The following is a 17755-nucleotide window of genomic DNA, read 5'->3' as shown; positions in this document are numbered from 1 at the left end:
CGGGCTTTTTCATATTTCAGTTCTTGCAGATACAGTGCTACTTGATCCTCAACCTGCCGGAAAGGTCGTCGATAAACTGCCGGGCGGCGCGTCCTGACCGCTGTCCTTTGTAAAGAGCCCATCTGAGCGCTTCTTTCCGCAGTTCCTCACTTTCCATCGGCAAATTCCTGCCAGCAGCGTAATGCTCGACGATGGAGAGATACGTATCCTGATTACAGGGGTAAAAGCCGAGGTTGATGCCGAAGCGGTCGGCCAGGGAAAGTTTGTCGGAAACCGCTTCTTCGGGATGGATTTCAACGTTGAGATTATCCTCCATCCGTTCCGGCATCAGGTGGCGGCGGTTTGAAGTGGCATAGATCAGCATGTTTTCCGGTCTCTCTTCGATGCCGCCGTCCAGAAGCGTCTTCAGCTCCTGGTAGGAAGCGTCCCCCTCGGCAAAAGAGAGGTCGTCGCAAAACAGAATGAAACGATAGGGGATGTCCCGGATTTGACTGATAATGAGCGACAGAAAGAGCAAATCACCGCGCTGGATCTCGATCATCCGCAGCCCCTGACCGACAAAGCGCTTCAACAGGCCTTTCACACAGGAAGACTTGCCGGTCCCCCGGTCCCCCCACAAAAGGACGTTATTGGCGGTATATCCAGCCACGAACTGGGCCGTATTCCGCACCAGGTCCTCTATAGCCAGGTCTATCCCGACCAGATCGTCAAGCTCGACCAGATGGGGATGTTCCACAGAAACCAGGCATCCCCCCGAGCCCCGTTTCTGCCAGCGGAATGCATGGAATCGGCTGAATTGTGCAGGGTCAGGATTACCTGGTGGCACAAATGTATCGACCAGCCCCTCTACCCGCTCCAGCACCCTTTCCAGCCTTGCGGCAACACCTTCCCAGTTTTCCGATGTCATCGTCAGTTGTCCTTCATGGTGCATTCCTGCTCCCAGGCCCCATAACCGTCATCCTTGATCTTCCAGAAGGAATCGATACGGCTTTCATAATAGGCGGTATCCGCACACTCCTCTTCTATAGCTCGCAAATACGGTAACGAAATCAATTCATGGCCGTACAGGAAGCGATAAAAAGCCTGTATGCCACGCAGATATCGTTGGACCTCGACGTTGTTCGGCTCAAGGGTATTGACGATATACCAGTTGCCGGCAAACTGGCGGACGATGCCAGTCCGCTCGCTGAAAATGCTGAGTTGCTTTATCGACACGACAAAGTCCCGGATGAAATAGTCAGCCCCCGAAGCGAGGAGGGTTGCCTCGGCTTCATCGACGCCCTGGGCGCAGGTTTCCCTGTAGAACTGGAGCAGAAGCTCCTTGCAGAGTTCGTCGACGCGCAGCTCATCATCAAGCGTTTCCAGCTCAAAAGCGTTCTTATCAACCGTGATTTGTTCAAATTCTTCATTACATCGTTCAGCCACATGCACCTCTTTTCTATGTTCTACGTTCTACGTTCTAAGTTCTACGTTCGAAAATACCGTTGATTCGTTGGTTCACCTTACCACCATCGACCATCGACCATTAACCATCCACCACCTTTACCGCTTCAGGCGCGGATCAAGCGCATCCCTGATCCCCTCGCCCAAAAGATTGTAGGAAAGGACCGTCACAAGGATCGCCAGACCTGGAAAGAGGGACAACCACCAGGCAAACTCGATGTAGTCCTTGCCTGAGGTGAGGATGTTCCCCCAACTCGGGGTCGGCGGCTGCACGCCAATGCCGAGAAAGGAAAGAGCGGATTCGGTGAGAATGGCACCTGCCACCCCGAGCGTTGCGGAAACAAGCACCGGCGACATGGCATTGGGGAATATGTGGCGGAAAATGATGCGCAGATCTGAAGCCCCCAAGGCACGTGCCGCAAGGACAAAATCGCGTTCCCGCAACGACAGCACCTCGGCGCGGACCAGCCGGGCAACCCCCATCCAGCCGGTAAGGCCGATAATGATCATGATGTACCAGATGGACGGCTCCAGCATGGCAATCACCGCAAGAATAAGGAAAAAGGTGGGGAAACAGAGCATGATGTCGACAAAGCGCATCAGTATGGTGTCGATCCAGCCGCCGTAAAATCCGGCGACAAGACCAACCACCGTCCCGACCAGCACAGCGATGCCGACCGCCACAAATCCGACCTTGAGGGATATCCGCGCCCCGTACATGACTCGGGTAAAAACATCACGCCCCAGTTCGTCGGTGCCGAACCAGTGCGCGCCAGTCGGCGGGAGCAGGACATGATAGGCATCGATGGCGTCAGGGTCGTAAGGAGTGACAAACGGCGCCATAAACGAAAAGACAAAAAGGGAAAGCACTACAAAAGCGCCTGCCAAGGCAAAACGGTTGGAGCGGAACCTGTTCCAGTAAAGGGTGTATAGATTGGTCACGTTCTATTCCTTCTTATTCTGAGTTCTACGTAAAAGACAATAAACCCAAAAACGGCAGTCAGCCAGTAGAGTAGGAAGCAGGTTACGACATCATTAGGTTTGGCTTGTCCGTTTCCGCCCCTTTCGTTTGGCGGTGCCTAAGTAGCCTTACCATAGTTGCCTTAACCAGCTCCCCCTCGTCAAACCGTACGTGCGGATTTCCCGCATACGGCTTACCTATCAGCCTCTTGCTGCACGGCATTATTGAGGAGTTGTGGCTTTGCTGTTACAGGTAAACCAGACCATATCGCTTAAGTCCGGCATACAGGCTTTCACCTGCCCTGAAGGGTTTGCTCCGCCTTTGGCTCCGATTGTTCAGAAATATTCGAAAGCGAGTCCTCGTGTAATGATTCACGTCTCGAAATACTTTCCGGGGATACCCGTAGTCGAAGTAGTTGCCCCATCCGCGAAGGATGCTGTTTACCTCGGCAATTGCTTCGACAAGCGGCTTTTTGTATCCGCTTCGGGTCTTCTCCCGGATTTTTCCCTTGAGTGCTCCTATGGCCTTCTTACTCGGCATGATGTTGAGATAATCCCAATCTCTGCCCCGCAGGTCACGGTCATAGCGGAGGGTGAATCCCAGAAAGTTCAGGCTCTCTTTCTTGTTCATTCTGACAATACCGGTTTTGTCACGGTTGATGCTGAGTCCAAGGTCTGTTTCGAGTTTCTCTTCCAGCCATCCGGTTATGCGATTGCCCATGTGTCTGGCCATTACTACGAAGTCGTCGGCAAACCGTACCATGCGCGCTCTGGCGAAGTGGTAGGGGCTGTCTGCTTCTTCGTGAAAGGCCCGGTCGAGCCGGTGAAGGTAGATGTTGGCAAGAAGGGGAGATATTACCCCGCCTTGTGGCGTCCCTTGTTTGGGACGGCTGATGCTGCCGTCTTCTTCTACTACCGGACTGTGAAGCCATTGCCGGATCAGTTTGAGGACACTCCGGTCGGCTATGCGCCGCTCAAGTTCTACTATCAGGTGCTCGTGGGGGATGCTGTCAAAGTAGCTCGAAAGATCCGCGTCATACACTTCCTGCCGTCCGAGTTGGAGGTTATTACCGACTTGGTCGAGGGCTCCATGGGGACGCCTTTTGGGACGAAATCCATGGGAGCAGTCGAGAAAGTCCACCTCAAATATCGGTTCGAGGATAAGGAGTACGGCTGCCTGTACAATTCTGTCCCGCACGCACGGTATGCCGAGCGGGCGCAGTTTGCCGTTGGGCTTGGTGATGTAGACGCGACGCACCGGGGATGGTTTGTAGTTTTTGGTTCTCAGGCTTTCTTGAATTTCGTCAAGATAGCCGGATATTCCGTCTGCCCGCACCTCGATGGATTCAATGCTGACACCATCGACTCCCGGCGCGCCCTTGTTCGCCTTTACTCGCAACCACGCCGTTTCAAGTACATCACGACGATGGATTCGGTCGTAAAGGGCATAGAACCGGAACTGCGGTTCTCGTTTGGCCTTGCTGCTCAGTTTCCACCGCAGAAGGGAGACTTTTACCGGCAGTCCGGGTTCAGGTTCGAATCCTTCGGCCATCCATTCCGTTATGGAGCGTCTGTCGCTCAAGCGGGTCTCCTCTCTTTCCGTGTAAACATGACTGAAGTACGGCCCCTTGGCTCCACGGGCATTACCCCGCTTCCCGGCTACTATGGGCCGCTCCGAATTCCGACCGTACACGCTTGGCGGGTTATTGATTCCCCGTCGGCGTTCTCCCTTCGGCGAAACCCTTTCGCTTTGGGAATTACGTCGGACCTCCCAGGTTCCTCGGCTGATCTTTCGACACGCGCCCTCCCCAATCACCCCGGACAGTCCCACCGGTTCTTTCGCTCGTTTATCACCGGTGGGTGGCAGGCTTCACCACATTCGGAAGGTTGGCCACTGTCAACTACGTGTAACGAGGCCGAAACGGGTTCGCTTGCGCTGGGCTCGCGTCTTCGTCGTCAGGGTAGTTATCGTACCCTTCGCTCTTTTCTTACAAAGAACCGGTCTTACTCCCCACGTTTGGTTACCCTCTCGTGACAGACCGCGACTACATGGTGAACGAGCAATTTACATGTCTGACACTTTTCAGTCAGATAGATCAGCCAGGCTTGGCCTGGCGTACCGAATGACACGAATAAACACGAATGTTTTTAACCCCTTGTAAAGTTTTAAGTAGTCACCGACCTGGTGAATCACAAGAGCTTGTAAATTCGTGCAAATTCGTGAAAATTCGTGGCTAAAATGCTTTTTATAGGATAAAACCTCGAGTTTACCCGCCGTGGCGAATACGGGGGTCAGCCAAGGCATAACAGAGATCCGCCAGCAGATTTCCCACCAGGGTGAGGAATGCGCCGATCACGAGAATACCCATCACCAGCGGATAATCCCTCGCCATCACCCCCATGTAGAAGAGCTGACCCATCCCGGGAATGGCAAATATGGTCTCGAAGATCACACTCCCCCCTATCAGTCCCGGAAGTGAAAAGCCAAGGAGGGTGATGACCGGCAGCAGTGCGTTCTTCAGCGCATGACGGTAGATGACCGCCCTTTCCGCAAGACCCTTGGCCCGGGCCGTCGTTATGTAATCCTGCCCGAGCACCTCCAGCATGTTGGCGCGCATATAGCGTGAAAGTCCGGCGAGGCTGCCGAAGGTGGCAACGGCAATGGGAAGAAACAGGTGTCTACCAATGTCCAGAAGCCTGTGGACTGGGGTGAAACCCTCGCTACCGAGCGAATGGAGGCCGGAAATGGGAAGCCAGCCGAGCTTGACCCCGAAGAGGTACATGAGTAGAAGCGCCAGCCAGAAGGTCGGCACGGCAAAGCCGAGAAAGACGAAGATCGTAATCCCTTTGTCCAGTAAGGTCTCCCGGTGGGTGGCTGCGAGGATGCCGATCGGTATGGCCAGGCCGAATTCCAGAACCAGGGCAATGATGTTCAGCGACAGGGTGACCGGAATGCGTTCCTTGATTTTATCGATGACCGGCCGATTATCAGACGCAAAGGAGCGGCCGAAATCAAGTTTTGACAGGCGTGTCAGCCATCTTCCGTACTGGACGTGGAGCGGTTTGTCCAGGCCGTAGTATTCCCGCAGCTTCTGCCTCGTCTGGGCGGATATCTTGGGGTTCATTGCAGTCTGCATCTCGACCGGTTCGCCGGGGGCCAGATGGATCACCGTAAAGGTGATGAGGGTGATCCCGAGAAACAGCGGAACCAGCATCAAGAGCCGTTTTATCAGGTAGCCAAGCATTTAGTACACCTGTTCCTCTTTGGGGACATACCACTTGATGAAGTTGTACGTGATCCCTGCCGGGGCCGGCTCAATGCCGCGGAAGCGGGAGCTCACCACCGGCAGCGAATCCGGCACATACAAGAAGGTGTAGGGCTGCTCGTCCGCAAGGATCTCCTGGATGCGGTAGTAGCAACGTTTCCGCTTTTCCACATCGAAGGTGCTGCGCCCCTCCTCTATCAGCCGGTCCACCTCTTTGTTCTTGAAGCCGATGAAATTCAGCTCTTTCGGTCCGGTCTTGCTGGAATGCCAGACGTCGAAGATGTCTGGGTCCTGGGTGATGGTCCACCCCATGATCAGCGCGTCGAAGTTCCCCTTGTCGATAAAATTGGTCAAGAGGGACGCAAATTCGAGGACCCGGATCTTCACATCGATACCGACATTTTTCAGGCGGCGCTGGATTATCTGGGCGGTTTTCAGACGCTGGTCGTTCCCCTGGTTGGTGAGAATGGTAAAGGTGAAAGGCTTGCCGTCCTTTACCAGCACTCCGTCGCTGTTCACCTGCCTCCAGCCCGCTTCGGTCAGGAGCTGTTTCGCCAGGGCGGGGTTATAGTCGAAATCCTTGATATGTGGGTTGCAGGCCCATGTCCCCGGCTTATAAGGGCCGTGAGCGACCTGTCCCATACCGAACAGCACGCCGTGGATGATCTCGTCCTTGTTGATAGCCGATGTAATGGCCTGGCGCACCCGCTTGTCGGCAAACATGGGGTTTCGCAGGTTGTAGCCGAGATAGGTATAGGCAGAAGCGGGGTAGCGGTATTTGTTGAAACGCGCCTTGAAATCCGGCGTGCCGGTCTGGCGCTGATACTGGACCGGGGTCAGCCCCATCATGTCCAGCCCGCCCGCCTTCAGTTCCATATACATGGTGGAGTTATCGGGGATGATGCGGTACACGTAACGACCGATGTACGGCTCCCCCTCGAAGTAGTCCTTGTACGCATCAAGTACGATCTTCTGCCCCGCAACCCACTCCTTGAAGCGGTACGGGCCGGTGCCGACCGGCCTGCGGGCCAGCTCGCTCTTGGTGATGTCTTTTCCTTCCAGGAGGTGGGCGGGTAGAATGTTCATTCCCCAGGATGCCAGGGCCGGGGCGAACGGCTTGCCGTAGGTAACGCTGAACGTGTAGCGGTCCGGCGCTTCAGCTCTCTTCACCTGCTTGAAATCTTCGGAATAGGCCGTGGGGGTCTTCGGATCAATGGTGACGCGGTAGGTGTAAAGGACGTCGGCGGAGGTGAATTCCACGCCGTCGTGCCATTTGACTCCCTTGCGCAGGTGGAAAGTGATGGTCAGACCGTCCTTCGAGATGTCCCACGACTCGGCCAGGTCGCCGACCAGGTTCAGGTCCTTGTCGTATTTCACCAGGCCGTTATAAACATAACCGGCGATTTCAAAGGAAGGAGTGTCGGAGGCAAGGAGTGGAATCAGGTTGGAGGCATCGCCGATGGAGCCGACAACGATGGCGTCACCGTAAGCAGGCTTGCCGGGACCACGCACCGTCTGTCGGACCGGCTGCTTGTCAGTACAGGCTGCAATGAGCAGGACCAGGGAAAGTAAGATGAGACAGGCTGCGTGGCCGATCCTCATTTTTCACCGGTCTCCGCCATGATCTTCTTTATCTTCTCGGCGATGTCCTTGCGCTCAGGCTCCAGCTGCAGGACGCGGCGATAACGTGTAAGCGCCTTGCGGTATTCCCTGTTGGCAAAATATGCATCGGCCAGGTGACCAATTATGGTGGCGTCCTCGTCAACCAGCTGGACGGCCCGTTCCAGATGGAACACCGCCTGGTCGTAGCGCTTCATTTTGTAATAGGCCCAACCGAGGCTGTCCAGAATGAAGCCGTCATCCGGGCGGAGCAAAACGGCCTTGTTCAGATACTGCAACGCCTCATCCAGATTGACGCCAAGCTCTGCGTAGGTATAGCCGAGATAGTTCAATGCCTGCGCATCGTTCGGCGCCAGGGCAATGACCTTTTTCATCCGGGCAATAGATTCGTCCTTGTTACCCATCTTGTCATAAAGAACGCCCATGCGGAAGCTCAGCCGAGGATCATTGGGGAAATTCCCTTCCACATCCGTCAACACCCGGAGCCCCTCGGCAAATTGATCCATCGATTCATAGAGTCCGGCAAGATTCAGATAAAGTTCGATTCGATTCGGCTGGTTGGTGATTGCTTCCTTAAGAAGTGCAATCCCCTTCTCCGGCTCTCCGTTTTCCTTATAAAGGAAGCCGAGATGTCCCAAAGCATCAAAATAATGGGCTGATGACGGGGGGATCTTCTTGAATTCTTCGATGGCACGGTCGAAATCTTCCATCTCCTCATAAGTGGATGCCAGATAATATCGAACCTGCTGAGCGTCCGGCTCCTGCCCGAGTATCTCGGTAAATTCCTTGATTGCGTCGTCGTAACGCTCCATCTCCAGATAAATGAGGCCGATCTTACGGTGTGTTTCCTGTCCGCCGATACCGCTGTCGGCCATATTTTTCAACAACGTAAGGGCGTCATTAAGGCGCTTCTGCTGGATATACAGCTGAACCAGATGTTGAATGACATTGTAATTAACCGGATTGATCCGCAACAATTCATTGTAGGTATTAATTGCCTCACCGGCGAGCCCCTGCATTTCCTGGGAAATCCCCAGATCAATGATAGCCTGCTCAAAATCCGGCTTCAGCTCCACCGCCTTTTTATAGTAGTTGGCGGCATCCTTGGAAAGCTTCATCTGATCGTAAGTCTTCCCCAGATAGTAATAACCGATGGCGGAATCGGGATTGACCTTGAGAAGCACCTTAAGGGTGTTGACAGCCTCCTCGTATTCAAACCCCTTCACGTAGGCGATGGCCAGGTGGAGGTAGATGTCTTCCTTGGACGGGTCAATTTCAAGGGCCTTTTTGTAGTAAGGAATGGCCTCTTTATCCCGCTGCAGACCGACCAGAATATTTCCTGCCAGGATCTGTGCCTCGACAAAGCCGGGATCAAGTTTGATGGCGGTTTGACAAGATTCCAGCGCGTCCTGGAACCTGTTCATCTGTAAATAGACCTGAGCAATGGATTTGCGAAGAAAAGCGGATTTGGGATCTGCCTCAACCGCCGCCTGGAGGAGGGATAAAGCCCCATCGAAATCACCTTCCAGAACATGGATACGGGAGAGCGAATAGATATACATGGAGCGTGATTCAGCGATATTAACGTCGGGATGGAGGGCTTGAGCCTGAAGAAGAGGCGGCTCGGCTACATGGCCGGTCGCGCATCCTGAGAGAACCACAAAGAACCAGAGGTTGACAACACAATACTTCTTTTTCATGAATTACCCGATAAATCAATAGCCTTTTGATATGGTAGATGGGCGGCCAATTTACTACTTGAGCCAGGTTCTTTGTTTAATTATGTGTTCAGCATTGTCAGACTGTTCTATAAAACTACGCCGGTTGGTACGATCAACCATATGAAAAGCTAACATAAATAGGTACGACCGTCAAACAAACTTTATAATTTTTTCCGGGTTGCGCCGACTACTGAGTGTGATAATATTTTCAAGTAATATCACGGCGTTAAGGACAGGCCATGGCCCAGATGTTGATAAAATCATTACTTAATACGCGCGCCTACCCGGAAAGCACCACCTCCGTCCATCTTCTGCAAACACATATATCTTTTCTCTTCATTACCGATAATTTCGTTTACAAGATTAAAAAACCGGTGGACTTCGGTTTTCTCAACTTCACAACCCTCGATCGACGCCGCTTTTACTGCGATGAAGAGGTGCGACTGAACCGCCGACTCTGCGCCGACATCTATCTGGGAGTGGTGGAAGTCCGGGAATCTCCGGCTGGAATAGTAATCGACGGAGAAGGCAGGATTATCGATTACGCAGTGAAGATGAAACGGCTTCCCGAGGAAAGGATGCTTCACAGGCTCTTGGCTGAAGAAAAGGTTACTGATGAGGATATGCGACGGATTGCCCGCACCATTGCCGAATTTCATCGTATAGCCGGACGCAGCGAGGAAATAGACGGCTATGGGAGCGTTGAAAATATCAGTCGCAACTGGGAGGAAAATTTTCAGCAACTGACCGAATTCATTGGTATCTCACTTTCAAAAAAAGACCTGCGGATTATCAGGGAATGGGTTAAGGATTTTATCAGTCAAAACCGGTCACTCTTTGCCGAGAGGGTGACAAAGGGGTTCATCCGGGAGTGTGACGGCGATATACACTCGGAGAATATCTGCCTGACCGACAAAGTGTATGTCTTCGACTGCATCGAGTTCAACAAACGCTTCCGTTACAGCGACACTGCCGCCGACATTGCCTTTTTGCTCATGGACCTGGACTACCATGGAAAAAGTTCGTTTTCCTCAATCCTGCTCGATGAATACCAGGAGGCAACCGGCGACCGGGAACTTCCGGCACTGCTCGACTTTTACAAAACCTACCGCGCTGTTGTCAGGGGGAAGGTGGAAAGTTTCAGGCTGAATGACCCGAATATAACGGAGGAAGAAAAAGAAGGCGCCAGGGGAAAAGCCAAGCTCTATTTCCGGCTGGCAAGGGGCTACATCCTGCGCCGCCGACTTACCCCAAGCCTGATTATTACCTGCGGTCTCATGGGGAGCGGCAAGAGTGCCATAGCTTCCGCTATGGCCTTCGAACTCGGGATAGGCACTGTTGCAGCTGATGCGGTGCGAAAGGAAATCAGCGGATTGCCTGTCTATTCACACGACCGCAGCAATTACGGGCAAGGAATATATACCCCTGCTTTCAACGAGGCAACCTACGAAGAGCTGTTAAACCGCAGTGAAAAGTCGCTTATCGCCGGACAGAGCATTGTTGTAGACGCGACGTTCCGCCGTAAGGGCGACCGCGCACGCTTCCGCAGCCTGGCTGAAAAATTGGGCGCACCCGTTATCATCATCCTGACGAGTTGTCCTGATAAAATCATAAAACAGCGGCTCGACGATCGCATGAACAAACCCGCGGCAATTTCAGATGGAAGGTGGAAATTGTTTCATAAGCAGAAAAAAGAGTTCGAACCGGTGGAGGCGAATGAAGGGAATATAATTCCCATTGATACTTCCGGCCCATTGTTGGATAATGTCGACGATATTCTCAAGCGCCTGGAGTTACTGTAATGTGGCCGATACTGAAGACCTTACTATTTAAACGTTTACGTCTCAAGGAATCATGGGTGATTTTCTTTATTTTGGGAATCATCATGATGAACTATCCCTTTGTCACCATCTTCAATAAACCGATCGTTGTTTTCCATATACCGTTCCTCTACCTCTATTTCCAGATCGGCTGGCTGGTTTCAATTTTTGTCATCTTTCTCTTCACCAAAGCCATTGATATGTCTGAAAGAGAAAAAGACGAAAAAGGGGAGCGGCACTGATGCTGAGCATCAAACTGGTCATCGGGGTCTCCCTCCTTTACATATTTTTCCTCTTCCTGATCGCTTACTACGCTGACAAGAAGCAGGAGAAGGGTAAAAGCATCATCTCCAACCCCTATATCTATTCCCTTTCCATCGCTGTTTATGCTACCACATGGACCTATTACGGCAGCGTCGGGAAGGCTGCCACAACCGGTCTCGATTTTCTTCTCGTATATCTTGGCCCCACACTCACCGCATTTTCCTGGTGGTTCCTGCTGCGCAAGATTGTGCGAATCGCCAAGGAAAACAACATCACCTCCATAGCCGACTTTATCAGCTCGCGCTACGGGAAATCGCAATGGCTCGGGGCACTGGTTACCATCATCATCATCCTCGGCATAACACCTTATATAGCTGTGCAGCTCAAGGCGGTAACCACAACCTTTGACATCATCTGCGGTCACCCGTCGGTCCAGCTCCCACTGATGCAGGGCCGTTCCCCATTGACATTCCAAACAGGCTTTTTTGCCGCGCTGATACTCAGCACCTTTGCCGTAATCTTCGGCGCTCGGCGCCTGGTTTCTTCAGAGCGACATGAAGGGCTCGTGGCGGCCATAGCAGTGGAATCGATCGTAAAGCTCGGGGCTTATTTACTGGTCGGCTTATTTACTACCTATATTCTTTTTGACGGTTTTGAAGACATTTTTTCCCGGATGAATGCAAACCAGGTACTCCTCAACCGCCTGACAACCTTCGGTGAACCAGGGGAAATCTCCTATGCAAACTGGTTCACCATGCTCTACCTCTCCATGGGAGCCATCATGTTGCTCCCCCGTCAGTTTCACATCATGGTCATCGAAAACTCCAACGAGGAGCATATAAAAAAGGCCATGTGGCTGTTCCCCGTCTACATGTTTTTGATAAACTTCTTTGTCATGCCCATCGCCCTGGGAGGAATCCTCTTTACCGGCAACAGCGCCAATGCCGATTATTTTGTTCTCACCCTCCCCTTGCTGAGCGGTCATTCCTGGCTGGCATTGATCGCTTTTCTTGGTGGTTTTTCCGCCGCAGCCGGGATGGTTATGGTCGAATCCGTTGCAATTTCCACCATGTTTCTCAACCACCTGATCATGCCGGTCGTGGTCAGGCTGAAACCGCGAAGCTGGTTCCCGGTTCTGCTCATCAACATGAAGCGCTTCGGCATCTTCCTGGTCGTCTTACTCGGATATTTTTACCAGAACATCGTTGGCGAAACCTATATGCTGGTCACCATGGGGCTCATGTCTTTTGCCGCCGCCGCCCAGTTCGGCCCCGCTCTGATCGGCGGGCTCTACTGGCACAGGGGAAACAAGGCCGGGGCAATAACCGGCATGCTCCTCGGCTTCATAATCTGGTTTTACACCTTGCTCGTCCCTTCCTTTGTGAAATCAGGATGGTGGCAAAGCGATATTCTGACAAAAGGGCCCTTCGGTCTGGACTTTTTGAGACCCACACAACTTTTCGGTCTTGTCGGCTTTGATATCTGGAGCCACTCCCTGTTCTGGAGCATGCTGTTCAATATCGGCGCTTATCTGGCACTTTCCATCATATTGGGCCAGGATGAACGTGAACAGGAGCAGGTAAAAAGATTCGTTGACGTTTTTGAACCGGAGCAAATCAAGATGCCGTGGGAAACGAAGCGGCTCTCGAAACCGGTAACGATCCTGCAATTTGTAAATCTCATGACAAAATTCATCGGAGAAACTCAGGCCCACTCCGCCATAAGTGAATACCTGGGAAACAGGGAAATCGACGGAAAAGGCGGAGTGTCGGAGTTTGAACTGCCGAATCTCAAACGATTTATCGAGAAAACACTGGCCGGTTCTCTGGGCGCAGCAGCTGCCGGAGCCATCGTCGAAAGCTACCTGAGCGACATCGGCTCAAAAATGGAGTCCGTGTACGACATCTTCAGCACAGTCCGCACCTCACTCGACCAGAGTCGGGAAGCGCTTTACGTCAGACTACGGGCTTCGGAAATCATGAACCGGTCCCTCGACCTGCAGATCATCATGGAAGATCTCCTTGAATTGCTCCGTAAGGAATTCAAGTTTGATCTGGCCGTTATCAGGCTGGTGGATGAACAGGGAATTTTAACCGTCCGTTGTTACCGCGGCACAGGAAACCAGCAGATTACCCGACACGGCAGGCTGCCGGAAATCGACACCCACATAGGTGAAGCATTCCTGGGCAATAGAGCGGAATTCGTCAATGACACGCAGTATCTTACCAAACCCAAGTCTAAAGAAATCATGGAGCACGAAGGAATAAAGTCATTCGCCCATATCCCTATCGCCAGTGAAGGGGACCCCCCGATGGGGATTCTCTCGGTATTCTCAAAGTCGATAGTGGGCCTTTTCACCGAACCGTTCCTTCAGCTTCTCGGCAGTCTTGCCGGACAATTGGCTCAGGCGGTAAAGATCGTCTCTGAACGGGAAGCCAAGGAAAAGGAACGACAGCAAAAAGAAGAAGCCCTGCTGGAAAACGCCAGAGTGCTCAGAGATATGGAAATTGCAAAGCAGATACAACTTTCGCTCCTGCCGGCTTCGTTCCCATATTTGCCCGGCGTTCGTTTTGCCTGCTACTGTGTACCTGCAGCCCATGTGGGAGGCGACTATTATGACTACTTTCTGCGCGGTGAAAACGATATCGACATGATCATAGCCGATGTGTCAGGTCACAGCGTCGGAGCTGCATTGATAATGGTTGAAACGCGCAGCGTTCTGCGGGCTCAAGTACATTCGACGACTTCCTGTACCGATATACTTTCCGTCCTCAACGACCTTCTCTACGAAGATCTGACCAGAGCCGAACTCTTCATTACCATGTTTTATGCGAATTACAACGCAGAAAGCCGCGTCCTCAACTATGCCAACGCCGGCCACAATCCCCCCATCCTTCTCCGACGTGGAAAGTTGGCCTGCACCGAACTGGACGCAGAAGGTCTTATTCTTGGAGTCAACCGTGCTGTCTCCTTTGAAGGAAAGAGTATCCAATTGCAGAAAGGTGACTTGGTACTTTTCTACACTGATGGAATTATTGAAGCACAAACTGTAACTGGGGAATTATTCGGCACAGAAAGGCTCTGCACTGTTTTGACTGAAGTTTTTGAAAATGAGCCCCAGAAAATTATCGAGAGGATCTTTAAGGAGGTAACGGAATATACTTCATCCACTTTGCTGCAGGACGATATTTCCATGGTTGTCATGAAAGTAGATTGAAAGCAGCGGGCTGAAAACGTTCTACGAAAATCAAGACTTACCGGCTGAACAACATATTTAGTTGAACCACCAGCCGCATTGCTATATAACTATATTTAAAGGCAAAATCAAAATAAACAGCGAGTTAACTCACAGGAGCATGGCATGAATCTTCAAACCGAAACAAGGAATGACGTCGTAATTATCTATGTAAAAGAGGAGAGACTCGACGCCCACAACTCTGGAGAGTTGAAAATAGAGGTGCAGAGACTTTTTGAAGAAGGCAAGAAGAATGTGCTGGTAGACCTGAAGGACGTTCGCTTTATCGACAGCTCAGGTTTGGGAGCGCTCGTTTCGGGCTTTAAAAACGCCATTTCCCATCAGGGAATCCTTAAACTGTCTTCACTCCAATCACAGGTAAGGTCGATGTTTGAACTGACAAGACTGCACAGGGTATTCGAGATATTCTCCTCCACTTCCGAAGCACTGGACAACTTTTAGTTATTAAGGTGAGGCTCAGATGGAAAAGAATGAAATAGAGGTTGATATCAAGGTCCCCAACCAGACTCGCTATTTGAGTCTTATCGGCAGAATTGGAGAAGATATCGCCAAGGAACTGGTTAAGTATACCGGCGACCGGGATACCCTCGCCTATCATTTGAACCTGGTCCTGACCGAGGCGATGGTAAACGCCATCAAGCACGCAAACACCGGCGACCCTGACAAAATGGTACATATTGTGATAAACATCTGCGAAGATGATTTAACCATCAAGGTTTACGATTTTGGCCAGGGATTCGATATCAACACCATCCCTGCACCTAACTTTGAGGAGTTGGAGGACCGTGGTCGCGGCATATACATGATAAAATCGCTGATGGATTCCGTCTGCTACAGGAAAGTCTGTGACGGCAATGTCCTTGAAATGAAAAAAAGATTGCAATAGGAAGAACATCCGCCGTCCTTTCTCCCAGTTAACGCACTTTCCTCCTGCCATACAGCCAGACGATCATCCCCCCACCCAGTAAGAACATCGGCAAACTCAACATCTGTCCCATGGAAAGACCACCTAGAATGAAACCGATCTGGCTATCCGGTTCGCGGAAAAACTCCACAATAAATCGAAAAAGACCATACATACAGATAAATGCCCAGAATATAACACCTGCAGGATGTTCTTTCCTGCCAATCACCCAGAGGATCACAAACATCAGCGGACCTTCGAGAAAAGCCTCGTAAAGTTGCGAAGGATGACGCGGAAGATTACCGCCGGTGGGAAAGACCATCCCCCAGGGGGCATCGGTAACCCGTCCATACAGTTCACCGTTTATGAAATTGCCGACCCTCCCCAACCCAAGGCCTACCGGTGCGGCAAGAAAGCCGACATCGGCTATTTGATAAAAGGCAATTTTCTTCTTTCTGATATAATATAATCCAGCCAGAACGGCTCCGATCAACCCGCCATGAAAGGACATCCCCCCTTCCCACACGGCAAAGAACTTGAGGGGATGGGCGAGATAGTAGGAAAAATTATAAAATAGAATGTAGCCGAAACGGCCACCGAGAATGATGCCGAGAGCCACAGAAAAAATAAGATCCGCCACATCGTCCTTGGTCAGAGGAACGTTTTTTCGCCTGACGCCGGCCTTGATGATAAAATAGGCGCTCACAAAACCGATAATATACATGAGGCCGTACCAACGAAACTCAAGGGGACCCAAACGAAGGAAAACCGGGTCGAAGTTTGGAAATTGCATGCCTGTCTCCATTAGTAAGTTTGCCATAAGGTAACAGTAAAAATATGGGGTGTCAATCTTCAGACCAGCCTGCGCCGTTGGCGTCACTACCGCTGCAGCAGAGACTGACAAGCAGAAACCAAACAAAGGGTTGACAAATAATCCGACCGGGAATATAAATTTTAGTCGTAATTCCTCGTTAGGAAGAGGCGTTTGCACAAACAAAAGCTACTGCCCAGAAACGTCGAAAGACGCCAATGCGGTAGACCAGGTTTAGTCGGATTAAGGCTTTATCTAATGTAGCTGGTTGTCATTTTCGACCTACGTTGTGCACTGCTGAAACTCAAACCAGGGGAAAGTCGTGCCCTTTTGCGTATAAGGCCCTTTCTCCCTGAAAGGGCCTTTTATATTGTGGAACCAGTTATGAATAATGTCATGAGTGAAATTTTTATCAGTTCAATACTCGGCAAAACCGTCATCAACACCCAAGGCCATGAGATCGGCAAACTGTGGGACCTGATCATGGTCCCCGGTGAAGTGTTCCCTGAAGTGTCGCACCTGCTGGTCAAAAAAGGGCGGCGCATACTCTCCATCCCCTGGAACCGCATTTCTCTTTTTAACCGCTTTGTCATTTCCATAGCCGGTGCGACCAACCACCTGCCGGAATACATTGCTAAAGATGGCGAAATCCTGGTCAAGCGCGACATTCTCGATAAGCAGATCGTCGATGTCAACGGCGCAAAAGTAGTCCGTGTGAATGATCTCAAACTGGGAAGCTATAAGGAGCATCTCTGTATTTTCTTCGTAGATATCGGCTTTAGAGGACTTCTTCGCCGACTCGGATACGAACATCTGGGAGAGAAAATTGCGGGCATTCTGAAAAAACAGCTTCCACACCAGCACATAAGCTGGGAATACGTGCAACTTCTGGAGATGAACCTGTCACGCCTCACCTTGACCGTGGCTCGCGAACAAATGAAAGAACTGCACCCGGCCGACCTTGCCCATATCATCTCCCAGATTCCGACGAAAAATATCCAGACCGTCTTGAACTCCCTGGATACCGAAACTGCCGGTGAAGCCATCCACGAACTGGAACCGGAATTGCGCAGTCGTGTCATAAGCCAGTTGGATAGTGAGCAGGCATCCGACATCCTGGAAGAGATGGACCCGGACGAGGCCGCAGACGTCCTCGGCGACCTGCCTGAAGAAAAAGCGCAGGAATTGCTGGGGCTTATGGATGTTGAGGAGGCTGAGGACATTCAGGAACTGATGGAACACGAGGAAGATACGGCTGGTGGCCTCATGAACAGTGAATTCCTGGCTATATCCAGCGAACTGACGGTGGAAGACGCCTTAAAAGAAGTAAGGCTCCTGGCGCCTGATGTGGAAACAGTCTATTACGTCTACGTTACCAATCCGGATGAACGGTTACAGGGAGTTGTGAGCCTTAAGGAGCTTATCATGGCTCCGCCAAACTCGTCCATTTCAGAACTTATGTCCACAAATCTGAAAACAGTGGATGTGGAAGCGGCACCGGAAGAAATTCTTGAGATTATCGCGAAATACAATCTCATAGCCGTTCCTGTCCTTGATAAAGAAGACAAAATGGCGGGGATTGTTACCGTCGACGACATTCTGGAACTGTTTCTCCCCTACGCATTGAGGCGCAGGCGCCACCACCATCATTAACTGCATGAATAAACCATCTACTATCAACGCTCGACCA

14 protein-coding genes and 1 riboswitch are annotated in these 17755 nt (G+C 51.5%); of the genes, 6 read left to right on the top strand and 8 right to left on the bottom strand.

Annotated features, from left to right (window positions below; all coding sequences use genetic code 11):
• Window positions 1-37 precede the first annotated feature (37 nt).
• The 7 genes from GURA_RS10410 to GURA_RS10380 all read right to left on the bottom strand — a co-directional run bounded on the left by GURA_RS10410 (window position 38) and on the right by GURA_RS10380 (window position 8989).
• Entirely contained in the window at window positions 38-931 is an 894-nt protein-coding gene (locus tag GURA_RS10410; RefSeq protein ID WP_011938946.1) for an ATP-binding protein, read from the bottom strand.
• Complete coding sequence (locus GURA_RS10405; protein WP_041245392.1) at window positions 910-1425, bottom strand: hypothetical protein; 516 nt, start codon at window positions 1423-1425, stop codon at window positions 910-912. The genes GURA_RS10410 and GURA_RS10405 overlap by 22 nt, the downstream gene beginning before the upstream one ends.
• A 117-nt stretch (window positions 1426-1542) precedes the next feature.
• The gene (opp4C, locus tag GURA_RS10400; RefSeq protein WP_011938944.1) at window positions 1543-2385 is read right to left on the bottom strand and encodes an oligopeptide ABC transporter permease; all 843 of its coding nucleotides are present in this window, start codon (window positions 2383-2385) and stop codon (window positions 1543-1545) included.
• 265 nt (window positions 2386-2650) lie between these two features.
• A complete protein-coding gene (ltrA, locus tag GURA_RS10395) occupies window positions 2651-3985 on the bottom strand; it encodes a group II intron reverse transcriptase/maturase (RefSeq protein WP_232278915.1) in 1335 nt (444 codons plus the stop codon).
• A 685-nt stretch (window positions 3986-4670) separates the two neighbouring features.
• Window positions 4671-5648: an ABC transporter permease gene (locus tag GURA_RS10390; protein ID WP_011938943.1), complete on the bottom strand. Its 978-nt coding sequence runs from the start codon at window positions 5646-5648 to the stop codon at window positions 4671-4673.
• Entirely contained in the window at window positions 5649-7271 is a 1623-nt protein-coding gene (locus GURA_RS10385; RefSeq protein ID WP_011938942.1) for a peptide-binding protein, read from the bottom strand.
• The gene (locus GURA_RS10380) at window positions 7268-8989 is read right to left on the bottom strand and encodes a tetratricopeptide repeat protein (protein WP_011938941.1); all 1722 of its coding nucleotides are present in this window, start codon (window positions 8987-8989) and stop codon (window positions 7268-7270) included. Before GURA_RS10380 ends, GURA_RS10385 begins: the two co-directional genes overlap by 4 nt.
• Before the next feature lie 260 nt (window positions 8990-9249).
• On the opposite strand from GURA_RS10380, the gene GURA_RS10375 reads away from it, so the two are divergent.
• The 5 genes from GURA_RS10375 to GURA_RS10355 all read left to right on the top strand — a co-directional run bounded on the left by GURA_RS10375 (window position 9250) and on the right by GURA_RS10355 (window position 15236).
• A complete protein-coding gene (locus tag GURA_RS10375) occupies window positions 9250-10812 on the top strand; it encodes a bifunctional aminoglycoside phosphotransferase/ATP-binding protein (RefSeq protein ID WP_011938940.1) in 1563 nt (520 codons plus the stop codon).
• Window positions 10812-11072, top strand: a complete 261-nt coding sequence (locus GURA_RS10370) for a hypothetical protein (RefSeq protein ID WP_011938939.1) — start codon at window positions 10812-10814, stop codon at window positions 11070-11072. Before GURA_RS10375 ends, GURA_RS10370 begins: the two co-directional genes overlap by 1 nt.
• Window positions 11072-14311, top strand: coding sequence for a SpoIIE family protein phosphatase (locus GURA_RS10365; RefSeq protein WP_011938938.1), 3240 nt, complete (start codon window positions 11072-11074; stop codon window positions 14309-14311). Before GURA_RS10370 ends, GURA_RS10365 begins: the two co-directional genes overlap by 1 nt.
• 144 nt (window positions 14312-14455) lie before the next feature.
• On the top strand, window positions 14456-14791 hold the full coding sequence (locus GURA_RS10360; RefSeq protein ID WP_011938937.1) for an STAS domain-containing protein: 336 nt from the start codon (window positions 14456-14458) through the stop codon (window positions 14789-14791).
• Window positions 14792-14810: 19 nt separating this feature from the next.
• A complete protein-coding gene (locus GURA_RS10355; RefSeq protein ID WP_011938936.1) occupies window positions 14811-15236 on the top strand; it encodes an ATP-binding protein in 426 nt (141 codons plus the stop codon).
• A 28-nt stretch (window positions 15237-15264) separates the two neighbouring features.
• Here the strand turns inward: GURA_RS10355 and lgt are convergent, their stop codons facing one another.
• Window positions 15265-16047 (bottom strand): prolipoprotein diacylglyceryl transferase, encoded by a 783-nt coding sequence (gene lgt / locus GURA_RS10350; RefSeq protein ID WP_011938935.1) that lies wholly within the window; start codon window positions 16045-16047, stop codon window positions 15265-15267.
• 167 nt (window positions 16048-16214) lie between these two features.
• A riboswitch (M-box (ykoK) riboswitch) is annotated at window positions 16215-16387 on the top strand.
• A 74-nt stretch (window positions 16388-16461) separates the two neighbouring features.
• On the opposite strand from lgt, the gene GURA_RS10345 reads away from it, so the two are divergent.
• Entirely contained in the window at window positions 16462-17718 is a 1257-nt protein-coding gene (locus GURA_RS10345; protein WP_041245899.1) for a magnesium transporter, read from the top strand.
• The last annotated feature ends 37 nt before the right edge of the window (window positions 17719-17755 follow it).

It is taken from the genome of Geotalea uraniireducens Rf4 (assembly GCF_000016745.1).
Classification (GTDB): domain Bacteria; phylum Desulfobacterota; class Desulfuromonadia; order Geobacterales; family Geobacteraceae; genus Geotalea; species Geotalea uraniireducens.
The sequence above is the reverse complement of the archived record's forward strand: the minus strand, read 5'-3'. Positions and strand labels throughout refer to the sequence as shown.